The sequence below is a fragment of the Salininema proteolyticum genome, from assembly GCF_042685645.1.
GTDB lineage: Bacteria > Actinomycetota > Actinomycetes > Mycobacteriales > Micromonosporaceae > Salininema > Salininema proteolyticum.
On record NZ_JBHUNX010000001.1, the window covers coordinates 2,083,862 to 2,099,087 of the forward strand.

General features: G+C 68.6%; 13 protein-coding genes. 6 read left to right on the forward strand and 7 right to left on the reverse strand.

What is annotated here, in order from left to right:
- The first annotated feature begins 33 nt into the window (after nucleotides 1-33).
- The 4 genes from ACFTE1_RS09705 (at nucleotide 34) to ACFTE1_RS09720 (ending at nucleotide 3,574) form a co-directional block, all read left to right on the forward strand.
- On the forward strand, nucleotides 34-963 hold the full coding sequence (locus ACFTE1_RS09705) for an aminoglycoside phosphotransferase family protein (protein ID WP_380623372.1): 930 nt from the start codon (nucleotides 34-36) through the stop codon (nucleotides 961-963).
- 107 nt (nucleotides 964-1,070) lie between these two features.
- Nucleotides 1,071-1,649 carry a peptide-methionine (S)-S-oxide reductase MsrA gene (msrA, locus tag ACFTE1_RS09710; protein ID WP_380623370.1) on the forward strand — a complete coding sequence of 193 codons (579 nt, stop codon included), beginning with the start codon at nucleotides 1,071-1,073 and terminating at the stop codon, nucleotides 1,647-1,649.
- An 85-nt stretch (nucleotides 1,650-1,734) separates the two neighbouring features.
- Nucleotides 1,735-2,217, forward strand: coding sequence for a hypothetical protein (locus ACFTE1_RS09715; RefSeq protein WP_380623368.1), 483 nt, complete (start codon nucleotides 1,735-1,737; stop codon nucleotides 2,215-2,217).
- 520 nt (nucleotides 2,218-2,737) lie between these two features.
- Entirely contained in the window at nucleotides 2,738-3,574 is an 837-nt protein-coding gene (locus tag ACFTE1_RS09720) for a transposase family protein (RefSeq protein WP_380624886.1), read from the forward strand.
- A 272-nt stretch (nucleotides 3,575-3,846) separates the two neighbouring features.
- Here ACFTE1_RS09720 and ACFTE1_RS09725 read toward each other — a convergent pair whose 3' ends face one another.
- A complete protein-coding gene (locus ACFTE1_RS09725) occupies nucleotides 3,847-4,182 on the reverse strand; it encodes an MGMT family protein (RefSeq protein ID WP_380620636.1) in 336 nt (111 codons plus the stop codon).
- Nucleotides 4,183-4,329: 147 nt separating this feature from the next.
- Nucleotides 4,330-6,318, reverse strand: coding sequence for a TPM domain-containing protein (locus ACFTE1_RS09730; protein ID WP_380620634.1), 1,989 nt, complete (start codon nucleotides 6,316-6,318; stop codon nucleotides 4,330-4,332).
- Nucleotides 6,319-6,560: 242 nt separating this feature from the next.
- Between ACFTE1_RS09730 and ACFTE1_RS09735 the strand changes: the two genes are divergently transcribed.
- The gene (locus tag ACFTE1_RS09735) at nucleotides 6,561-7,781 is read left to right on the forward strand and encodes a threonine/serine exporter family protein (RefSeq protein ID WP_380620632.1); all 1,221 of its coding nucleotides are present in this window, start codon (nucleotides 6,561-6,563) and stop codon (nucleotides 7,779-7,781) included.
- A gap of 17 nt (nucleotides 7,782-7,798) precedes the next feature.
- Here the strand turns inward: ACFTE1_RS09735 and ACFTE1_RS09740 are convergent, their stop codons facing one another.
- The 5 genes from ACFTE1_RS09740 to ACFTE1_RS09760 form a co-directional block, all read right to left on the reverse strand.
- Nucleotides 7,799-8,491, reverse strand: coding sequence for a tyrosine-protein phosphatase (locus ACFTE1_RS09740; RefSeq protein ID WP_380620630.1), 693 nt, complete (start codon nucleotides 8,489-8,491; stop codon nucleotides 7,799-7,801).
- A gap of 8 nt (nucleotides 8,492-8,499) precedes the next feature.
- The gene (locus ACFTE1_RS09745) at nucleotides 8,500-9,414 is read right to left on the reverse strand and encodes a YihY/virulence factor BrkB family protein (RefSeq protein ID WP_380620628.1); all 915 of its coding nucleotides are present in this window, start codon (nucleotides 9,412-9,414) and stop codon (nucleotides 8,500-8,502) included.
- A gap of 31 nt (nucleotides 9,415-9,445) precedes the next feature.
- On the reverse strand, nucleotides 9,446-10,372 hold the full coding sequence (gene ispH / locus ACFTE1_RS09750; RefSeq protein ID WP_380620626.1) for a 4-hydroxy-3-methylbut-2-enyl diphosphate reductase: 927 nt from the start codon (nucleotides 10,370-10,372) through the stop codon (nucleotides 9,446-9,448).
- The gene (locus tag ACFTE1_RS09755) at nucleotides 10,369-11,439 is read right to left on the reverse strand and encodes a polyprenyl synthetase family protein (protein WP_380620624.1); all 1,071 of its coding nucleotides are present in this window, start codon (nucleotides 11,437-11,439) and stop codon (nucleotides 10,369-10,371) included. Before ACFTE1_RS09755 ends, ispH begins: the two co-directional genes overlap by 4 nt.
- Nucleotides 11,440-11,527: 88 nt before the next feature.
- The gene (locus ACFTE1_RS09760) at nucleotides 11,528-12,952 is read right to left on the reverse strand and encodes a family 2B encapsulin nanocompartment shell protein (protein WP_380620622.1); all 1,425 of its coding nucleotides are present in this window, start codon (nucleotides 12,950-12,952) and stop codon (nucleotides 11,528-11,530) included.
- 417 nt (nucleotides 12,953-13,369) lie between these two features.
- On the opposite strand from ACFTE1_RS09760, the gene aspS reads away from it, so the two are divergent.
- Nucleotides 13,370-15,148, forward strand: a complete 1,779-nt coding sequence (aspS, locus tag ACFTE1_RS09765; RefSeq protein WP_380620620.1) for an aspartate--tRNA ligase — start codon at nucleotides 13,370-13,372, stop codon at nucleotides 15,146-15,148.
- The last annotated feature ends 78 nt before the right edge of the window (nucleotides 15,149-15,226 follow it).

Below are 15,226 nucleotides of genomic sequence, written 5' to 3' on the forward strand. Positions count from 1 at the left end.
AACCGGGGCGCCACATCTATGTACACTGGGTATGTGGACGACGTACTCCGCCTGATCCCCTCCGATCTTCCCGTGATCGCCAATCTGCGCCGAAACACCTCCGCGCATGCCTGGCTCGCCAGGCTGCCCAACCTGATCTCCCACGCCGCCCACCGCTTCAACCTCCACTTCCTCGAACCGTTCCACAAGGGCAGCTGCTCCTGGGTCGGACGCGCGCGACGGAGCGACGGCACCACGGTCGTCGTCAAGATCGGATGGCCGCACCCCGAGATGCTGACCGAACCCGAGGCGCTGCGGCTGTGGAGCGGCGGCCCGGCCGTGGAAGTGATCGACGAGGACTGGCCCAACAACATCCTCGTGCTCGAGGACGTCCGGCCGGGAAACTCGCTGGCCGACCACGACGACCCGGTCGAAGCCCTGCGCGCCGGCCTCAAGGTGCTCGGCGGACTCTGGGCGGCCGAGGTGCCCGACTCCACCTCCGTCGAAGGGCTCCCGCTCGTCGCGATGAACCAGGCCGCTGGGGCCGAGAAGCACCTCCCCCGCGCTCCCGGCGACTTCGACCGCGACCTGCTGCTGGAGGGCCTGGAGAGTTTGCGCACGCTTTCGGGGGACGCCGAGAGTTCCGTGCTGCTTCACGGGGACTTCAACCCCGGCAACGTCCTCCGCCACGGCGCCCAGGACTGGGTCGCCATCGATCCCAAGCCGTTGCTCGGAGACCCCGCCTACGATCTCGGCCCGCTCTGGACCCAGGTGTCCGATGACCCGGACGACCTGCCGGGACTGCTGGAGATCGCCGCCGAAACGACCGGTCTCGACGCGCGCCGCATCGCCGGCTGGGCGCTGGCCCGCCACGCGGAATCCGTTCTGACCTGCCTGGGCGAGGGCGACGAGGACGGCGCTCGCGAGTGGATGGCCGACGCGGAGGCCGTCCGCGGCGTCCTGCGAGGGCTGGACGCGGCCTGAGCGGCCGTTCCGGGGCGCCCAGCTGCTCGGTGCGGGGGTTCCGCGCCCTGTGGCCTACGCGTCCACTCGGTGGAACGCGTGGCCGGAAGGGTCGGAACCGGACTACCATGGACCGCATGACCACACCGCACGCAGTTCTCGGAAACCCGATCGACGGACAGACGCCCGAAGGCCTCCAGACGGCCTATTTCGGCATGGGGTGCTTCTGGGGAGCGGAGCGGATGTTCTGGCAGACCGACGGCGTATGGACGACCGCCGTCGGGTACATGGGCGGTTCCAAGGCGAACGCGACGTACGAAGAGGTCTGCTCCGGCTCGACCGGACACGCCGAGGTCGTCAAGGTCGTCTTCGACCCTTCGCAGGTGCCCTTCGAGGAGATCCTGCGGAAGTTCTGGGAGAACCACGACCCCACCCAAGGGAACAAGCAGGGCAACGACATCGGCACCCAGTACCGGTCCGTCGTCTTCACGACCACTCCCGAGCAGCTCAAGGCCGCCGAGGAGTCTCGGACGGCCTTCCAGCCCGTCGTGGCCGAGGCCGGGTACGGACCCATCACCACGCACATCGCGCCCGCCGGCGACTTCTGGATCGCCGAGGACTACCACCAGCAGTACCTGCACAAGAACCCGCAGGGCTACTGCAATCTCGGCCCTAATGGAATGAGCTGCCCCATCGGCATCGCCTGAACCTACTCCGGGATATAGGACCATCACCAGTACAACGTGAGTTCAAACTGCCGGAGAACCCCGATGGCATCATCTAGGAGGTTTCATGATCGGTGACCTCGTCGCCGGACTCGTCACCGATGTCGTGGGAGCCGGTATTTTCGAGAAGCTCCGGCGCTCCCGCCGCAGAAAACGCACTGAACAAGTGTCCGTGGCCGAGCCGAAAAACTTTCCCGGAAGTCAGGGAGGACACGCCCCCTATTACCGATCGGTCTACCGGCGATTCGCAATAGGATCAGTCGCCCTTGCTCGCGTGGATCTAGTGGAACGCCGATGGGTCGCCGATTCCTCAGTCCCGGCAGATCTCGTAGCGCTGAGGGTCGACGGTAAGGCTGCCGATTGGGATAAGGTCAGAAGACAGGCAATCCCGCGTGGGTATTTCGCTTTGTCGACGCTGCCCGGAGGACCGGAGGAGATCAACACCGCCACCGTCGGGTTGTGCCCTGACAAAGCGGTGCTTGGCTGCGTAGAAGACATTTACCTGGTGCAGCCGATCTACGTAGATCCCAAAGGCGAACGACTCCGTTGACTGGGCGGCACGCCCGTTCCCGAGCAGCATCTTCCACGACTAGCGGGGCTGCATGCGTCCCTTTGGCAACCCCGTAGGAGACGATTCCTGCCACAGCAGAGTCTGCGCCTTCCCCGGATTCTAAGCTCAATAATCGCCCCGCCGGGCGAACGCTCAAATTCCGAATTGACATCAGATCAGGCACCGCATTCGGCAACATCGTCGGATACGCACGCGAACCAGTCGGCCAGGGTCCGGCATTCCGAAGTGAGCTCCCATCCGGGAGTGGCGTAGTCATGTACGACGATCACCTTCCCTACTAGATCAGGCTCCGACGCGTCGTTGACCACGCATGCTACGTCGTCGGAGTCCACCCTTTCAGCGAAGCAGACCACATTTCGAGTCGGATAACGCCTGTTCAATCCCGGAGCTTCATGCAATTGTCTCGTGTGGGTGGCATGCTGCGTGTGCAGGGGATTTGACTACTCGCGAGTCGGGAACCTGGCGGCGACGGCAGCGCCCGTCGTGAGATCGCTGGGATATGAAAACAACAGAAGCGATCAAGAACAGGGCGCTGCCTCCTCTTGACCATACGACCGGTCTGTCCTACAGGCAACTGGCATCTCTCGCGCACGGGGTCGAGAGAACGATCGGGCCGTGGCAGCCGGCCACCGGACGCCAGAAGTCCCTCTCGGTGTTCATGGCCGTGGTCGTCACCGTGAACTACCTGCGCCGCAACGACTGTCAAGAAGCCGTTGGCGAACACTTCCTCGTCTCCCAATCCACTGTCTCCCGCTACATCAAGGAGCTGGAACCGGTCGTGTCGGTCCTGCTCGACGACCTCATGGCGCGCCTGCGGGCCGCTGCTTTGGCCGAGGCGCTGATCGTCGACGGGTTCCTCGTCCCCACCGGGGAGCGGAAGTGGTTCGACGGCCTCTATTCCGGCAAACGCCACGACACCGGAGCGAATCTACAGGCCATCGCCACCCTCCACGGCCGGGTCATAGAACTCTCCCCACCGCTGCGGGGATCAGTCCATGACTCCCGCGCGTTCACCGACACCGGCCTTGACAAGGTCTACAGGGTCCACTGCAGCCCTGAAGGTCCCGGCATGCTCGGCGACAAGGCCTACATCGGGAAAGTACCCATCACTCCAGTCCGGAAACCGGCCTACCGCAACCTGACCGAGGAGGAGCGAGAGTTCAACCGCGGCATCAAATCCCACCGCGCCGCGGTGGAACGAGGCATCTCCCACCTGCGCAACTGGCGAATCCTAGCCACCGGCTACCGCCGACCCCTCCGCTACCTCTACCGAACCTCACAGACCGTCATGAAACTCGAACAGTACGCGATTCACCCAGAAGAGGCTTTTGCATGAAGCTCCCGCGCTCCTCGCTTCTCCCTGAGCATCACCCAAGAGCGACCACGGATACAGGACACGCTCACGCAGACTTTGAATGGTTGCGAAGGTTCGTGCAAGTTCAGGGTGCCTTCTCATCGTGGCACGGAACCATGTGGACATCCGAGCACCGGTCTTTCTCTCTTCATTCGAGCGCGAAGAGCCCGAACTTGCCATTTTCGGCATGAACCTAATTAAAATCGCAGGTCTGTCCCTTGCAAGCTGCAGTAGCCCTTTAAGAGCCTCCGTTCCTACTCCCCGAGGAGTTCGGCGAGGTCCACACTGTCCAGCTTCTGCATGGGATCGGCTTTGAGGGACTTGCTGAAACGGACCCCCGCGTCGCGCAGGACATCGTGGACGGGCGGACTGTCCGGATTGCCCCAGTGGAAACCGTCGGAGACACGGCCGTCAGAACGCAGGACCCGATAGGCGTTGTGCACGATGTCGTGGGTGAGGTAGCGGGCGATCTGGCGCGGACCCCGGCCCACGGCCTTCCCGAGTTCGCCATAACTGGTCCAGGTGCCGTCGGGCAGGCTCGAGAGGATGCGGTCCACATCGTCCTGCCAGGAGTAGTCGGTCTCGTTCATAGCAACCCGATTGTAGGACAGCGATATGAGACCCTCCGGGAACGGTCGGTGAATCTCGCCGGCTCCGGCGGGTCTACTCGTGTGAACGGGATTTCCCGGTGATCCGGGTTCGGAAATACGGGAACGCCTTCACCACACGCCGATTCCTCAGAAACGGCCGCCGCCCCCTCTTCTCCCCCGCGTCCCGACTCCGCCGAAAGACCCGGGCCCGGGCCGGTGGGAGGGCTGCCCCCACCCGGGAGAACGTCCACCGCCGCGACCGCCTCCGCCGAGCATGCCGCCCAGGAGGATTCCCCCGAGAATCGCTCCGGCATTGGAACTGTTGCCCATCGGCCCGGGAACGCGCTGGTCCAGCGGATCGCGATAGGCCTGGACGTCGCGCTCGGCGAGGTCCGCCGCCTCGCTCGCGAGACGACCGGCCCGAGTGGCTGCCTTCAGTGACGCCACCGGCTCAGAAGCTCCGTCGTGCTGCGCGTGCGCCAACGCCGCCTTCGCCTCGTTGAGTCGCGTACGCGCCCGCGGACCGACCGCACCGCGGTGAGTCGCCACGTAGTCCTCGGCGGCCCCGATCGCGGCGACGGCACTGTCGAGCGCCTGCCGCAACTGGTCGTGCGCCCGTCGCGCGTTCTCCTCCTCGTCGCGGAGGCGCTCGGTCTGCTCGGCGAGCGCCTCGGCCGTCTGCTCCGCCTTGAGAGTGAGAGCGATGGGGTCGTACTCGCCGGCTGCGGTCTGGGAACGGATCTCCTCCATGGATTGGCGCGCGGAGGCTACCGCCGCGCGAAGTCGTTCGTCGTCGGCCTCGTCCTCGCTCGCGGCGGAGATCTCGCGGTCGACGCGGTCGACGACCTCCGGAAGGTCGTGCTCGGCGCGCCTCAGTTCCTGACTGCGTCGAACGACGGAGTTCACCAGCTGCTGTCCCTGGCTGAGCGCCTCTTCGCAGGCCCGCAGTTCGACGGCGGCCTCCCCCGACCGCCCGTCGGCGATCGCCTCATGGGCCGCGTCGAGGTGCGCGCCGACGAAGAGCATCCGGTCGCGGGCGTCGTCGGCCGCCTCGGCCACGGGCCCGATCGCCGTTTCGGGATAGGACTCGCGCAGTTGGGAGAGGGTCTCGTCCACCCCCGGCAGGGCCGCGGTCACCTCGGTCTGCATCCCTCGCAGGCGTTCGAGGCCCTCCGGCGCCCGCCGACCGAGGTCGCGGAGTCGGTCGAACTGCTCGGCATCGGCGTCGAGGCGGGAGTTGGCGGCGTTGAGCCTGTCGATGATCCGGGTCAGGAGGTCGCGCTGTTCGGATTCGGTCTCGGGCCGTTCGTCGTCGAGCTGCTGGCGGACGCGGAAGGCGTCGGCCAGATCGGTCCGGGCTCCCTCCACGGTCGCGGCGAAGTCGGCGGTGGCCGCCTCGCCGAACTCGGACTGGGCGAAGGCGAGTTCCAGCTCGCTGGTCCGCAGGGCGTCGTCGGTCTCGACGAGGAGCGTGTCGGCGCGGCCTTCGAGTTCGGCGACCGGCGTGCCCTCTGATTCGGAGTCCTTCTCCTTCGGCGAGCGCAGGGTGCGCCACCAGAGGAAGCCGGCGATGGCGACGGCTACGGCCGCGGCCAGGCAGAGGAGGCCGGTGAGGAGCCGCGAATCGTTCCCGGAGGAGTCCGGGACGGGCTCGCCGGCCGCAACGGCCCGGTAGCCGTCCGCGGCGTTGATGGTGGCCTGGGCCCATTCGTCGCGGGCCAGTTCCGGTTCGATGGCCTTCTTGGCGACCTCGTTGAGCTTCTCGTCGTCGAGGGGGAAGTCCTCCTCGACGCTCCAGGTGTAGCGGCGGTCCTCGGTCGCGATGGCGAGGAGGAGGTCGTCGGTGCCGAGCCCCGACTCGACGGCGGTGGTGTTGGCCCACTCGTCGGGCTGGAGGTTGCCGAAGGAGTCGACATAGACGACGTAGAAGCCGACCTCCGCGTCGGACTGGAGGCGGTCGATGGCGGCCTGCACGTCGTCGCGGCGGTCGCCGAGCGCGCCCACTTTGTCGGTGATGTTCCCCTGGTCGAGGACGAAAGGGGCGATGGCGAGCGCGGGCGCGGAGAGGAGGAGGGCGGAGAAGAGGGCGGCGAGGAGCGTCAAGGCACGGAGCGGAGGGCGGGGCGTCGCGGTCATGGCGGTCCTTTGCTAGTCGCTGATGTTCGAAAGGTAGATAATGCGGCCGCGACGTAGGCGTGAATGAATGAATTACCTTCAGATCTTCTGGAAGTGCGTCCGAGCCGCCGCGCACCCGGGTTACACGGATGGGATCACCGTGATTCGCACTGCTCGCAGCGGCGATCGGCTATACGGTGAGTCCTCGGGGCCGACGGCGCGGGGTGGAATCGGCCGGCTCCTGACTGCGGGGAGGTGGAAACGTGGACACGGCGGTGGTCCGGCTGCTGCGGCATGTCGGCGCGGCGCTCTTGGCGAGCGGGGACGCGACCAACCGCGTCGCGAACCAGCTGAACGACATCGCCTCCCTCTACGGCGTCCACCGCATCCGCTTCGCCGCCTTTCCCACCTCGATCTTCATTCGGCGGGCCGACCCGTCGGGCGGCACGGTCGACTTCGCCGTCACCGGCGGGGTCTCCCTGCGCCTCGACCAGATCGGCCGGGTCAAGGACTTCGTCGCCCGGTTGAAGGACACCCTGCCCGACCCCGACGAGGCGGTGGAGGATCTGGAGGTGCTGCTCATTCAGCCGCCCCGGTTCCCGCCCGCCGTCATCGTGCTCGGCGGCGCGCTGTTGTCCCTGGGGCTGGGCATGACGAGGGACCCCGCCCTGATCGCGCTGCCCTGGCTGGCCGCCCTGGGCGCGCTGACGGCGGCCCTGCAGTGGGCGGCGGGAAGGCTTCGTCTCCTGTCGATGGTCCTGCCGGTCGCCTCGGCGGTGCTGGTCTCGTACATCGTGTTCTCCCTTCCGCCCGTCTGGATCGGCGGGGAGCCGGCGGTGATCGTCTTCGCCTCGCTGGTGGTGCTCCTGCCCGGCGCCGCGTTCACCATCGGCCTGACGGAGCTGTCCTCGGGGGCGACGGTCTCGGGCGCCTCCCGGATCATGCTGGCCGGGGCCTCGCTACTAGTGCTCACCCTGGGCATCACCGGGGGGTTCGTCGCAGCGGGCAGTCCCGGGCCCGCCCCCGGCGGCTACCACGCGGGCGCCTGGCTCGGGTGGGTCGGGCTGCCCGTCATGGCCTTCGGCGCCTACCTGTACGCGTCGGCGAGAAAGGGCGCTGTGGTGGGGATGATCGCGGTCTTCGCCATCGCCTACGCGCTGGTCCAGGGGTCGGACGTCCTGTTCGGCCCCATCGTGGGCGCCTTCCTGGGCGGTTTCGTCATCGTGCCGCTGGCCTACCACGCGCAGAAGCGCTGGCGCGGGCCGGCGGCGCAGTTGACGTTCCTCTCGGCGTTCTGGCTCATCGGTCCGGGAACGGACATCGTGACCTCGTCGACGAGGTTCTTCCTCCCCGAGGCCGTCCCGGTCGAAGGTCCGTCGGCGGTGGCGGTGTGGACGGCCGTCATGCTCGGGATCCTCACCGGGTCGCAGGTCATCACGACGGCGGCGGAGAAGATCCGCCAGATCATCCGGGGAACGGACTGACCGAGCGCCGAGTCGGGTCAAGCGAGCAGTCCGGCGCGCAGCTGCTCGATGTGCTCGTCGACCAGTCCGTGCGGTCGCAGCGCCGCCTCGGCTCCGCCCTTCTCGTCGAGGCGGTCCAGAAAGGAGGTGACGGCCTCCCGGGGAGCGTCCAAGATCTTGTCGAGGACCTCCGCGGGTGCTCGGGAGAACGAGGCGCCCATCGAGGCCGTCCGTTTGAGCATCCCTTCGATCGCCGCCCGGTTCCGGTTGGTCTCCAGGTAGTCGGCGATGATGTTCTCGCGGTCCACGCCGACCAGGGACAGGGCCGTCGCCACGACCACGCCGGTGCGGTCCTTGCCGGCCGAGCAGTGGACCAGGGCCGGGAGGTTCTGGGAGAGCTCGATGACGTTGGTGGCCAGCCACTCGGTGTCGGAGTCGAGGATGGCCGCGTACATGGCGCCCAGGTCGGGGTCGCCCATGAGCGACCGGGGATCGGCTCCCAGCCCGACGTTCTGGTTGCGGAGGACGCTCACGTCGACCGTCGCGGAGGCCGGCCAGTCGTCGTGGTCCCGCTCCACGAGGGTTCGCAGGTCGGCGATGAGTTTGAGTCCCGCGACGAACCCGTGGTCCTCCCGGGTGAGGCCGAAGGGACGCGCCGAGCGGTAGAGGCGACCGGGCCGCAGTCCGGGGCCGGCGGTGTCGGCGACGTCGCGGAAGTTGATGAGAGGCACGCTCTCATTTATACAGGCTTCTCCTTGGGGCCCTGTTCCTCCTCGAGGTGGTGCAAGTGCCCGAGCTTGCCCCTGGTCACGCCGTACTGGTAGCCCAGCAATATGACCACGTTCATGAGCCACAGCCAGATGAGGAAGACGATGAACCCGCCCAGGGTGCCGTAGACGGCGTTGTAGTTCTTCACGTTCGACACGAAGTAGCCGAGGCCGAAGGAGGCGGCCATCCCCAGGACCATGCCCAGCACCGCACCGGGCACGAGCGGGCGGAACGGCAGCCGGTAGGAGGGCGCGAAGGAGTAGAGGAGGACGATCATGGTCAGCAGGACGAGCGCGAGGGTCGGCCAGCGCAGTCCGGCCCAGACTTTGGCGGCCCCTTCCCCGTCGCCCCAGGTGTCGCCGAGCGTGCGGACGAGGTCCGCCCCGCTGGCCACCGCGATCACCGCGATCACTCCGAGAACGCCGCAGACGAGGATGAGCGCCAACCGCACCACGTAATTGCGCCACCAGGGCTTCTCGACATGGCGTTCGGCTACGAGGTCGGCGGCCCTCCCGAAGGCCACGATGTAGTTCCCCGCCGCCCACAGCGACGTCAGCGTTCCCAGCACCGCGACGGTGCCCGCGGCGGACTGGTTCTCGTGCAGGTTGTCCAGGATGGTGTTGAGGGTCTCCATGACCGAGTTCGGAATGACGTCGGTCAGCGTGTCCAGGAAGCGGTCTATGGCGCCCCGGTCGAGCATGCCGATGACCGCCACCCCCACCACCAGGGCGGGGAAGAGCGACAGGACGGAGTAGTACGTCAGCGCCGCGGCGTTGTCGGTGCGGGAGTTGGAGAAGAAGTCGATGGCCGCCCGCAGGAGGGGGACCCGCTTGGCCCACTCCCATGCGGCCTTCGCCCTCTGCTCGACGACTTCCTTGGCGCCCACGCCTCTCCCCTCCTCCTCCCGCGCCGAACCGTCACCTCAGGCTGCCGGGCAGGTGGAACTCCATCGTCTCCACGGCGGTCGTCCTCTCCTCCACCCGGATCGGCCCGAGTTCGGCCAGCCTCTCGATCACCCCGTCGACCAGCTCGGACGGAGCGGAGGCCCCGGCGGTGAGGGCGACCTTGTCCTTATTGTCCAGCCAGTCCGGTTCGATGTCGCCGGAATCCTCGATAAGGCGCGCCTCCACGTTCAGTTCGCGCGCCAACTCCCACAACCGGGTGGTGTTCGACGAGTAGCGCGAGCCGACGATCAGGGCGAAGTCCGCCTCGGCGAGTACCGCGGACAGGGCGTTCTGCCGGTTGGTCGTCGCGTAGCAGATGTCCTCGCTCGGCGGGTCCTCGATGTCGGGATAGCGCTGTTTGAGGGCGGCGATGATCCCGGCCGACTCGGTCTGCGACAGGGTCGTCTGGCACGCGTAGGCCAGGTCGCGGCCGGCGAGGTCCAGCTCCTCCACGTCCGCGGTGCTCTCCACCAGGGTGACCCGCTCCGGATCGATCCCGCGGACGCCGTCCGACTCGTCGTGGCCGTCGTGTCCGATGAGGATGACGTGGCGGTCCTCCTTCAGCGCGCGGTGGACCTCGGAATGGACCTTGGCCACCAGCGGGCAGGTCGCGTCGACCGGGTCCAGGCCGCGCCCGCGGGCCCTCGAGCCGACAGCCGGGGCCACCCCGTGCGCCGAGAAGACCAGCGTCGCCCCGTCGGGAACCTCGTCGACGTCGTCGACGAACACCGCGCCCTTGCCGCGCAGCCTCTCTATGACGTGCAGGTTGTGGACGATGTGGTGGTAGACGTACACCGGCGGCCCCGCCCGGTCGAGCAGCCTCTCCACAATGGTGATGGCCCGCTCCACCCCGGCGCAGAAGGACCGGGGCGAAGCCAGCAGTACGGTGCGAGCGCTCATAAGCGGTCCCTTTCTGCCAGGAGGACGGCCATGGCGCGCAACGGCGCCGCGCCCTCGGTGTCGAGCCCCATGCCATCCAGGGCGGCGAGCGCCTGTTCGAGGTGCGCCTCCGCGGCGCTGCGGCTGACGGCCTCGCCCCCCAGGCGGCTCACGAGTTCGGCCATGGCCTCGTAGTCGGCCTCCTCCTCGTCGCCGCGCCGCTCGGTGGGCAGTCCGTAGAGCCTCTCGGTCTGGTCGGCGGCCGGGGCGAAGAAGTCCCTGAGCCGCTCGGCCTCTGAGGACTCGGACTCGAACGCCGCCACCACGGGCAGCGACTTCTTCCGGTTGCGCAGGTCGGAGTATTTCGGTTTGCCGGTGGCCTCCTGTTCGCCCCAGATGCCGAGCAGGTCGTCGACGTGCTGGAAGCACATGCCCAGGTGGAAGCCGAAGCGGTAGGCGGAGTTCTCCGTCTCCTCCTCGGCCCCGGCGACGATGGCGCCCAGGGAGGTCGAGCAGGCCATGAGCGCGGCGGTCTTGCCCGCCACCATCTCGACGCAGTCGCCGAGGCGAACGTCGGTGCGCGTTTCGAAGGCCATGTCGCTCATCTGCCCGCGCACGAGCTGGTTGACGGTCTTGCCCAACAGGGACGACGCGGAGTCGACGCGGGTTCCGGGGAGGCGGGAGAGCGCCTCGAAGGCCAGCGCGTGCATGGCGTCGCCGACCAGGATCGCCGCGGGCACGCCGTAGACGGCCCAGACGGTGGGGCGCGAGCGGCGGTGGGTGTCGCGGTCGATGACGTCGTCGTGCACCAGGGAATGGTTGTGCACCAGTTCCACGGCGCACGCGGCGGCCAGGGCGGCCTCGCGGTCGGCGCCGAGCGCGTCGGCCGTCAGACACGCCAGCAGGGGCCGGACGTGCTTGCCCGGGCGCGCCTCGGCGGGCCGTCCCTCGGCGTCGGTCCAGCCGAAGTGGTAGGAGGCCACCTGCGCCACGTCGGGCGCGAGCGTGTCCACGGCCTCCCGCAGGGCGCGGTCGATGGCGGCGCGGTCGGCGCCGCGGTCGGTGAGGTCGGTTGAGATCTGGTCCAAGGGTCGGTGCCCCCTTCTGTGTTGCCGCGCAGGGTGCGCCGTCGTGCCCGGCCGCGTCGCGGCCGGGCACGACGGCGCGGGTGAGTCCTCAGCGTCCGATTTCCACGTTCTCCAAGATTCCGAGCGCGTCGGGGACCAGGACGGCGGCCGAGAAGTAGGCGCTGACCAGGTACTGCATGATGGCCTTGTCATCGATGCCCATGAAGCGCACCGAGATGCTCTCCTCGTACTCGTCGGGCAGGCCGCTCTGGTGGAGCCCCACGACGCCGGCGTTGTCCTCGCCGGTGCGCATGCACATGATCGAGGAGGTCCTGTCCTGCGTGACCGGGATCTTGTTGCAGGGCAGCAGCGGGATGCCGCGCCACGCGGGAAGGCGGTGGCCTCCCATGTCGACGGTGTCGGGGTACAGGCCGCGCTTGTTGCACTCGCGTCCGAACGCCGCGATGGCCTTCGGGTGCGCCAGGAGGAGCTCCGGGTCGCGGCGGCGGGAGATCAGCTCGTCCAGGTCGTCGGGCGTGGGAGGTCCGCTGCGGGTCGGGATCCGCTCCTCGAAGGCCGCGTTGTGCAGCAGGCCGAACGAGCGGTTGTTCACCATCTCGTACTCCTGCTTCTCCTTGAGCGCCTCGACCGTCAGGCGCAGCTGCTGCTCCAGCTGGTTCATCGGGTGGTTGTAGAGGTCGGCGACGCGGGTGTGGACGCGCAGGACCGTCTGGGCCACCGACAGCTCGTACTCGCGCGGCGAGAGGTCGTAGTCGACGAACGTCTGCGGCAGAACGGGCTCGCCGTCGTGGCCCGCCGAGATGTCGATGTGGGCCTCGCCGTGCTCGTTGGAGGCCTGGGACAGGCGCTCGCGGTAGGCGTCGAAGTGCGCCGCGAGCGAGGGGCTGTTGTCTGCCAGGGTGCGCAGCTGGTCGGCGGGCATCGACAGGAGGGTCGTGGGCGTGGCGGCGACGATGTCGCAGTCCCAGGACGCCTCCGGGTCGATGAGGCCCTCGTCTCCGAAGTGGGCGCCGTCGACGAGGAGGCCGAGGTTGGCCTCGTCGCCGTAGGGGCCCGTGCCGAACTGCTCGACGCGCCCGTGGACGAGGAGGTAGACGGTGTCCTTGGGCTGTCCGCGGCGGACCAGCGCCTCGCCGGGCCGGACCTCGCTCTGGGTGAAGCGCGACGCGATGGCCTCCAGGACCTCTTCGTCGTCGTAGCCGCGCAGGATGGCGATCTCGGTCAGTTCCTGCGGGATGACGCGCACGTCGGCGCCCTCGGCGATGAACTCGACGCGGCCGTCGCCGACGGTGTAGGTCAGGCGGCGGTTGACGCGGTAGGTGCCACCGGTCGTCTGCACCCACGGCAGGGCTCGCAGCAGCCAGCGGGAACTGATCTCCTGCATCTGGGGGACGGTCTTGGTGGTGGTCGCGAGGTTGCGGGCGGCGGCCGTACCCAGGGCGGTCTGGGGGTCGGCGCCGTTGCTGCCCTGCTGCGGCGGTACGGCCTCTGTGCGGGCCGGGGCGTCTGTCATTCTCGGTCTCCCTGTGCTCGTCGGTCGGTGTCGCGGGCCGCCTGAGGGGCGCCCGGACGACGGGTCACCGCGACTCTAAGCAGTCGGGGGCCTCTCCGCGGCGTGTCGCGGGCGTGTTGCGCGGGGGTGGCGCGCAAAACGTCTAGAGAGGAATCTTCACGGCGGTCGAGGCGGGGCGGCCCGCTCGCCGAGCCCGTCGGTTCGGCGCGCCCGGTGCCGGACCGCGGTGCGCGGATTATGGCACCGGGCGCAACGGGCGCCGCCGACCGCGCCCGCCGTGAGCGGCGATATAGGATTGACAGCGCGGAGTCGCACGCAGAGAATTCCCCTAGGGCAGCCGAGGCCCTGAGGAGTGCGCGGCCGAGGCCGCGCCATGTCGACCCGACGACCAGCAACCCGACAAACAGGAGTTAACCCGTGTATCGGACACACCTCGCCGGCACGCTCCGTGCCGAGCACGCCGACCAGAAAGTCACCCTCGCCGGATGGGTGGCCCGTCGCCGCGACCACGGTGGGGTGGAGTTCGTCGATCTCAGGGACTCCTCGGGGGTCGTCCAGATCGTGTTCCGCGACTCGGAGGCCGCCGAGGCCGCCCAGAGGCTGCGCAACGAGTTCTGCATCCAGGTGACCGGTACCGTCGCCGTGCGTCCCGACGGCAACGAGAACCCCGAGATCCCCACCGGCTCCATCGAGGTGAGCGTCGACGACCTCACCGTCCTGTCGGCGGCCGCGCCGCTGCCCTTCCAGATCGACGACAGCCTGGACGTCGGCGAGGACGTGCGCCTGCACTACCGCTACCTGGACCTGCGCCGCTCCGGCCCCGCCTCGGCGATGCGCCTGCGCTCCAAGGCCAACAAGATCGCCCGCGACATCCTCGCCGAGGAGGACTTCGTCGAGCTCGAGACGCCGACGCTGACCCGCTCGACGCCGGAGGGCGCGCGCGACTTCCTCGTCCCCGTGCGCCTCCAGCCCGGCAGCTGGTACGCCCTGCCGCAGTCGCCGCAGCTGTTCAAGCAGCTGCTCATGGTCGCCGGCTTCGAGCGCTACTACCAGATCGCGCGCTGCTACCGCGACGAGGACTTCCGCGCCGACCGCCAGCCCGAGTTCACCCAGCTGGACATCGAGGCCAGCTTCGTGACGCAGGACGACGTGATCGCCCTGGGCGAGAAGATCGTCAAGCAGCTGTGGAAGGACCTGGCCGGCCACGAGATCGAAGGCGCCATCCCCCACCTGACCTACCGCGACGCCATGGACCGCTTCGGCTCCGACCGTCCGGACCTCCGCTACGGCGTGGAGCTCAGCGAGCTGACCGACTACCTGCGCGGCACCTCCTTCCGCGTCTTCTCCGGCGCGATCGAGGCCGGCGGCTACGTCGGCGCGGTCGTCATGCCGGGCGGAGCCTCCCAGACCCGCAAGGAGCTGGACGGCTGGCAGGACTGGGCCAAGGCGCGCGGCGCCAAGGGCCTGGCCTACGTCACCCTCAACGCCGAGACCGGAGAGCCCAAGGGCCCCGTCGCCAAGAACCTCTCCGAGGAGCACCTGGCCGGCCTCGCCGACGCCGTCGGCGCCAAGCCGGGCGACGCGATCTTCTTCGCCGCCTCCGACCGGCGCAGCGAGGCCCAGGAGCTGCTGGGCGCCGCCCGCCAGGAGATCGCCCAGCGCTGCGGCCTGGTCGACGAGGACGCCTGGGCCTTCTGCTGGGTCGTGGACTTCCCCATGTTCGACAAGACCGACGACGGCTGGACGGCCATCCACCACCCGTTCACCTCGCCCAGTCCCGAGTGGACCGACAAGTTCGAGCAGGACCCGGGCGAGGCCCTGTCCTACGCCTACGACATCGTCTGCAACGGCTCGGAGATCGGCGGCGGCTCGATCCGTATCCACGACGGCGAGCTGCAGTCGCGCGTCTTCGACTTCCTCGGCATCTCGGCCGAGGAGGCCCAGGAGAAGTTCGGCTTCCTCCTGGAGGCGTTCAAGTTCGGCCCGCCCCCGCACGGCGGCATCGCCTTCGGCTGGGACCGCGTCTGCACGCTCCTGTCCGGCGCCTCCTCCATCCGCGAGGTCATCGCCTTCCCCAAGACCGGTGCCGGCTTCGACCCGCTGACGGGCGCACCGACGCCCATCACCGAGGCGCAGCGCTCCGAGGCGGGCATCGACTACGAGCCCGAGGAGGAAGGGGAGAAGGAAGAGGCCTGACCCCTCTCCGTCCCCGCGAACGTCGAGGGGCCGCCGGACGCGAAGTCCGGCGGCCCCTTTTCCGTGCGTCGGCCCGCG

What these genes read in the sequence shown, in the direction of transcription:
- ACFTE1_RS09730 (WP_380620634.1), bottom strand. Translation starts at nt 6,318, where the DNA reads ATGACCGCGACGCCCCGCCCTCCGCTCCGTGCCTTGACGCTCCTCGCC.
- ACFTE1_RS09725 (WP_380620636.1), bottom strand. Translation starts at nt 4,182, where the DNA reads ATGAACGAGACCGACTACTCCTGGCAGGACGATGTGGACCGCATCCTC.
- ACFTE1_RS09715 (WP_380623368.1), top strand. Translation starts at nt 1,735, where the DNA reads ATGATCGGTGACCTCGTCGCCGGACTCGTCACCGATGTCGTGGGAGCC.
- ACFTE1_RS09720 (WP_380624886.1), top strand. Translation starts at nt 2,738, where the DNA reads ATGAAAACAACAGAAGCGATCAAGAACAGGGCGCTGCCTCCTCTTGAC.
- msrA (WP_380623370.1), top strand. Translation starts at nt 1,071, where the DNA reads ATGGACCGCATGACCACACCGCACGCAGTTCTCGGAAACCCGATCGAC.
- ACFTE1_RS09760 (WP_380620622.1), bottom strand. Translation starts at nt 12,952, where the DNA reads ATGACAGACGCCCCGGCCCGCACAGAGGCCGTACCGCCGCAGCAGGGC.
- ispH (WP_380620626.1), bottom strand. Translation starts at nt 10,372, where the DNA reads ATGAGCGCTCGCACCGTACTGCTGGCTTCGCCCCGGTCCTTCTGCGCC.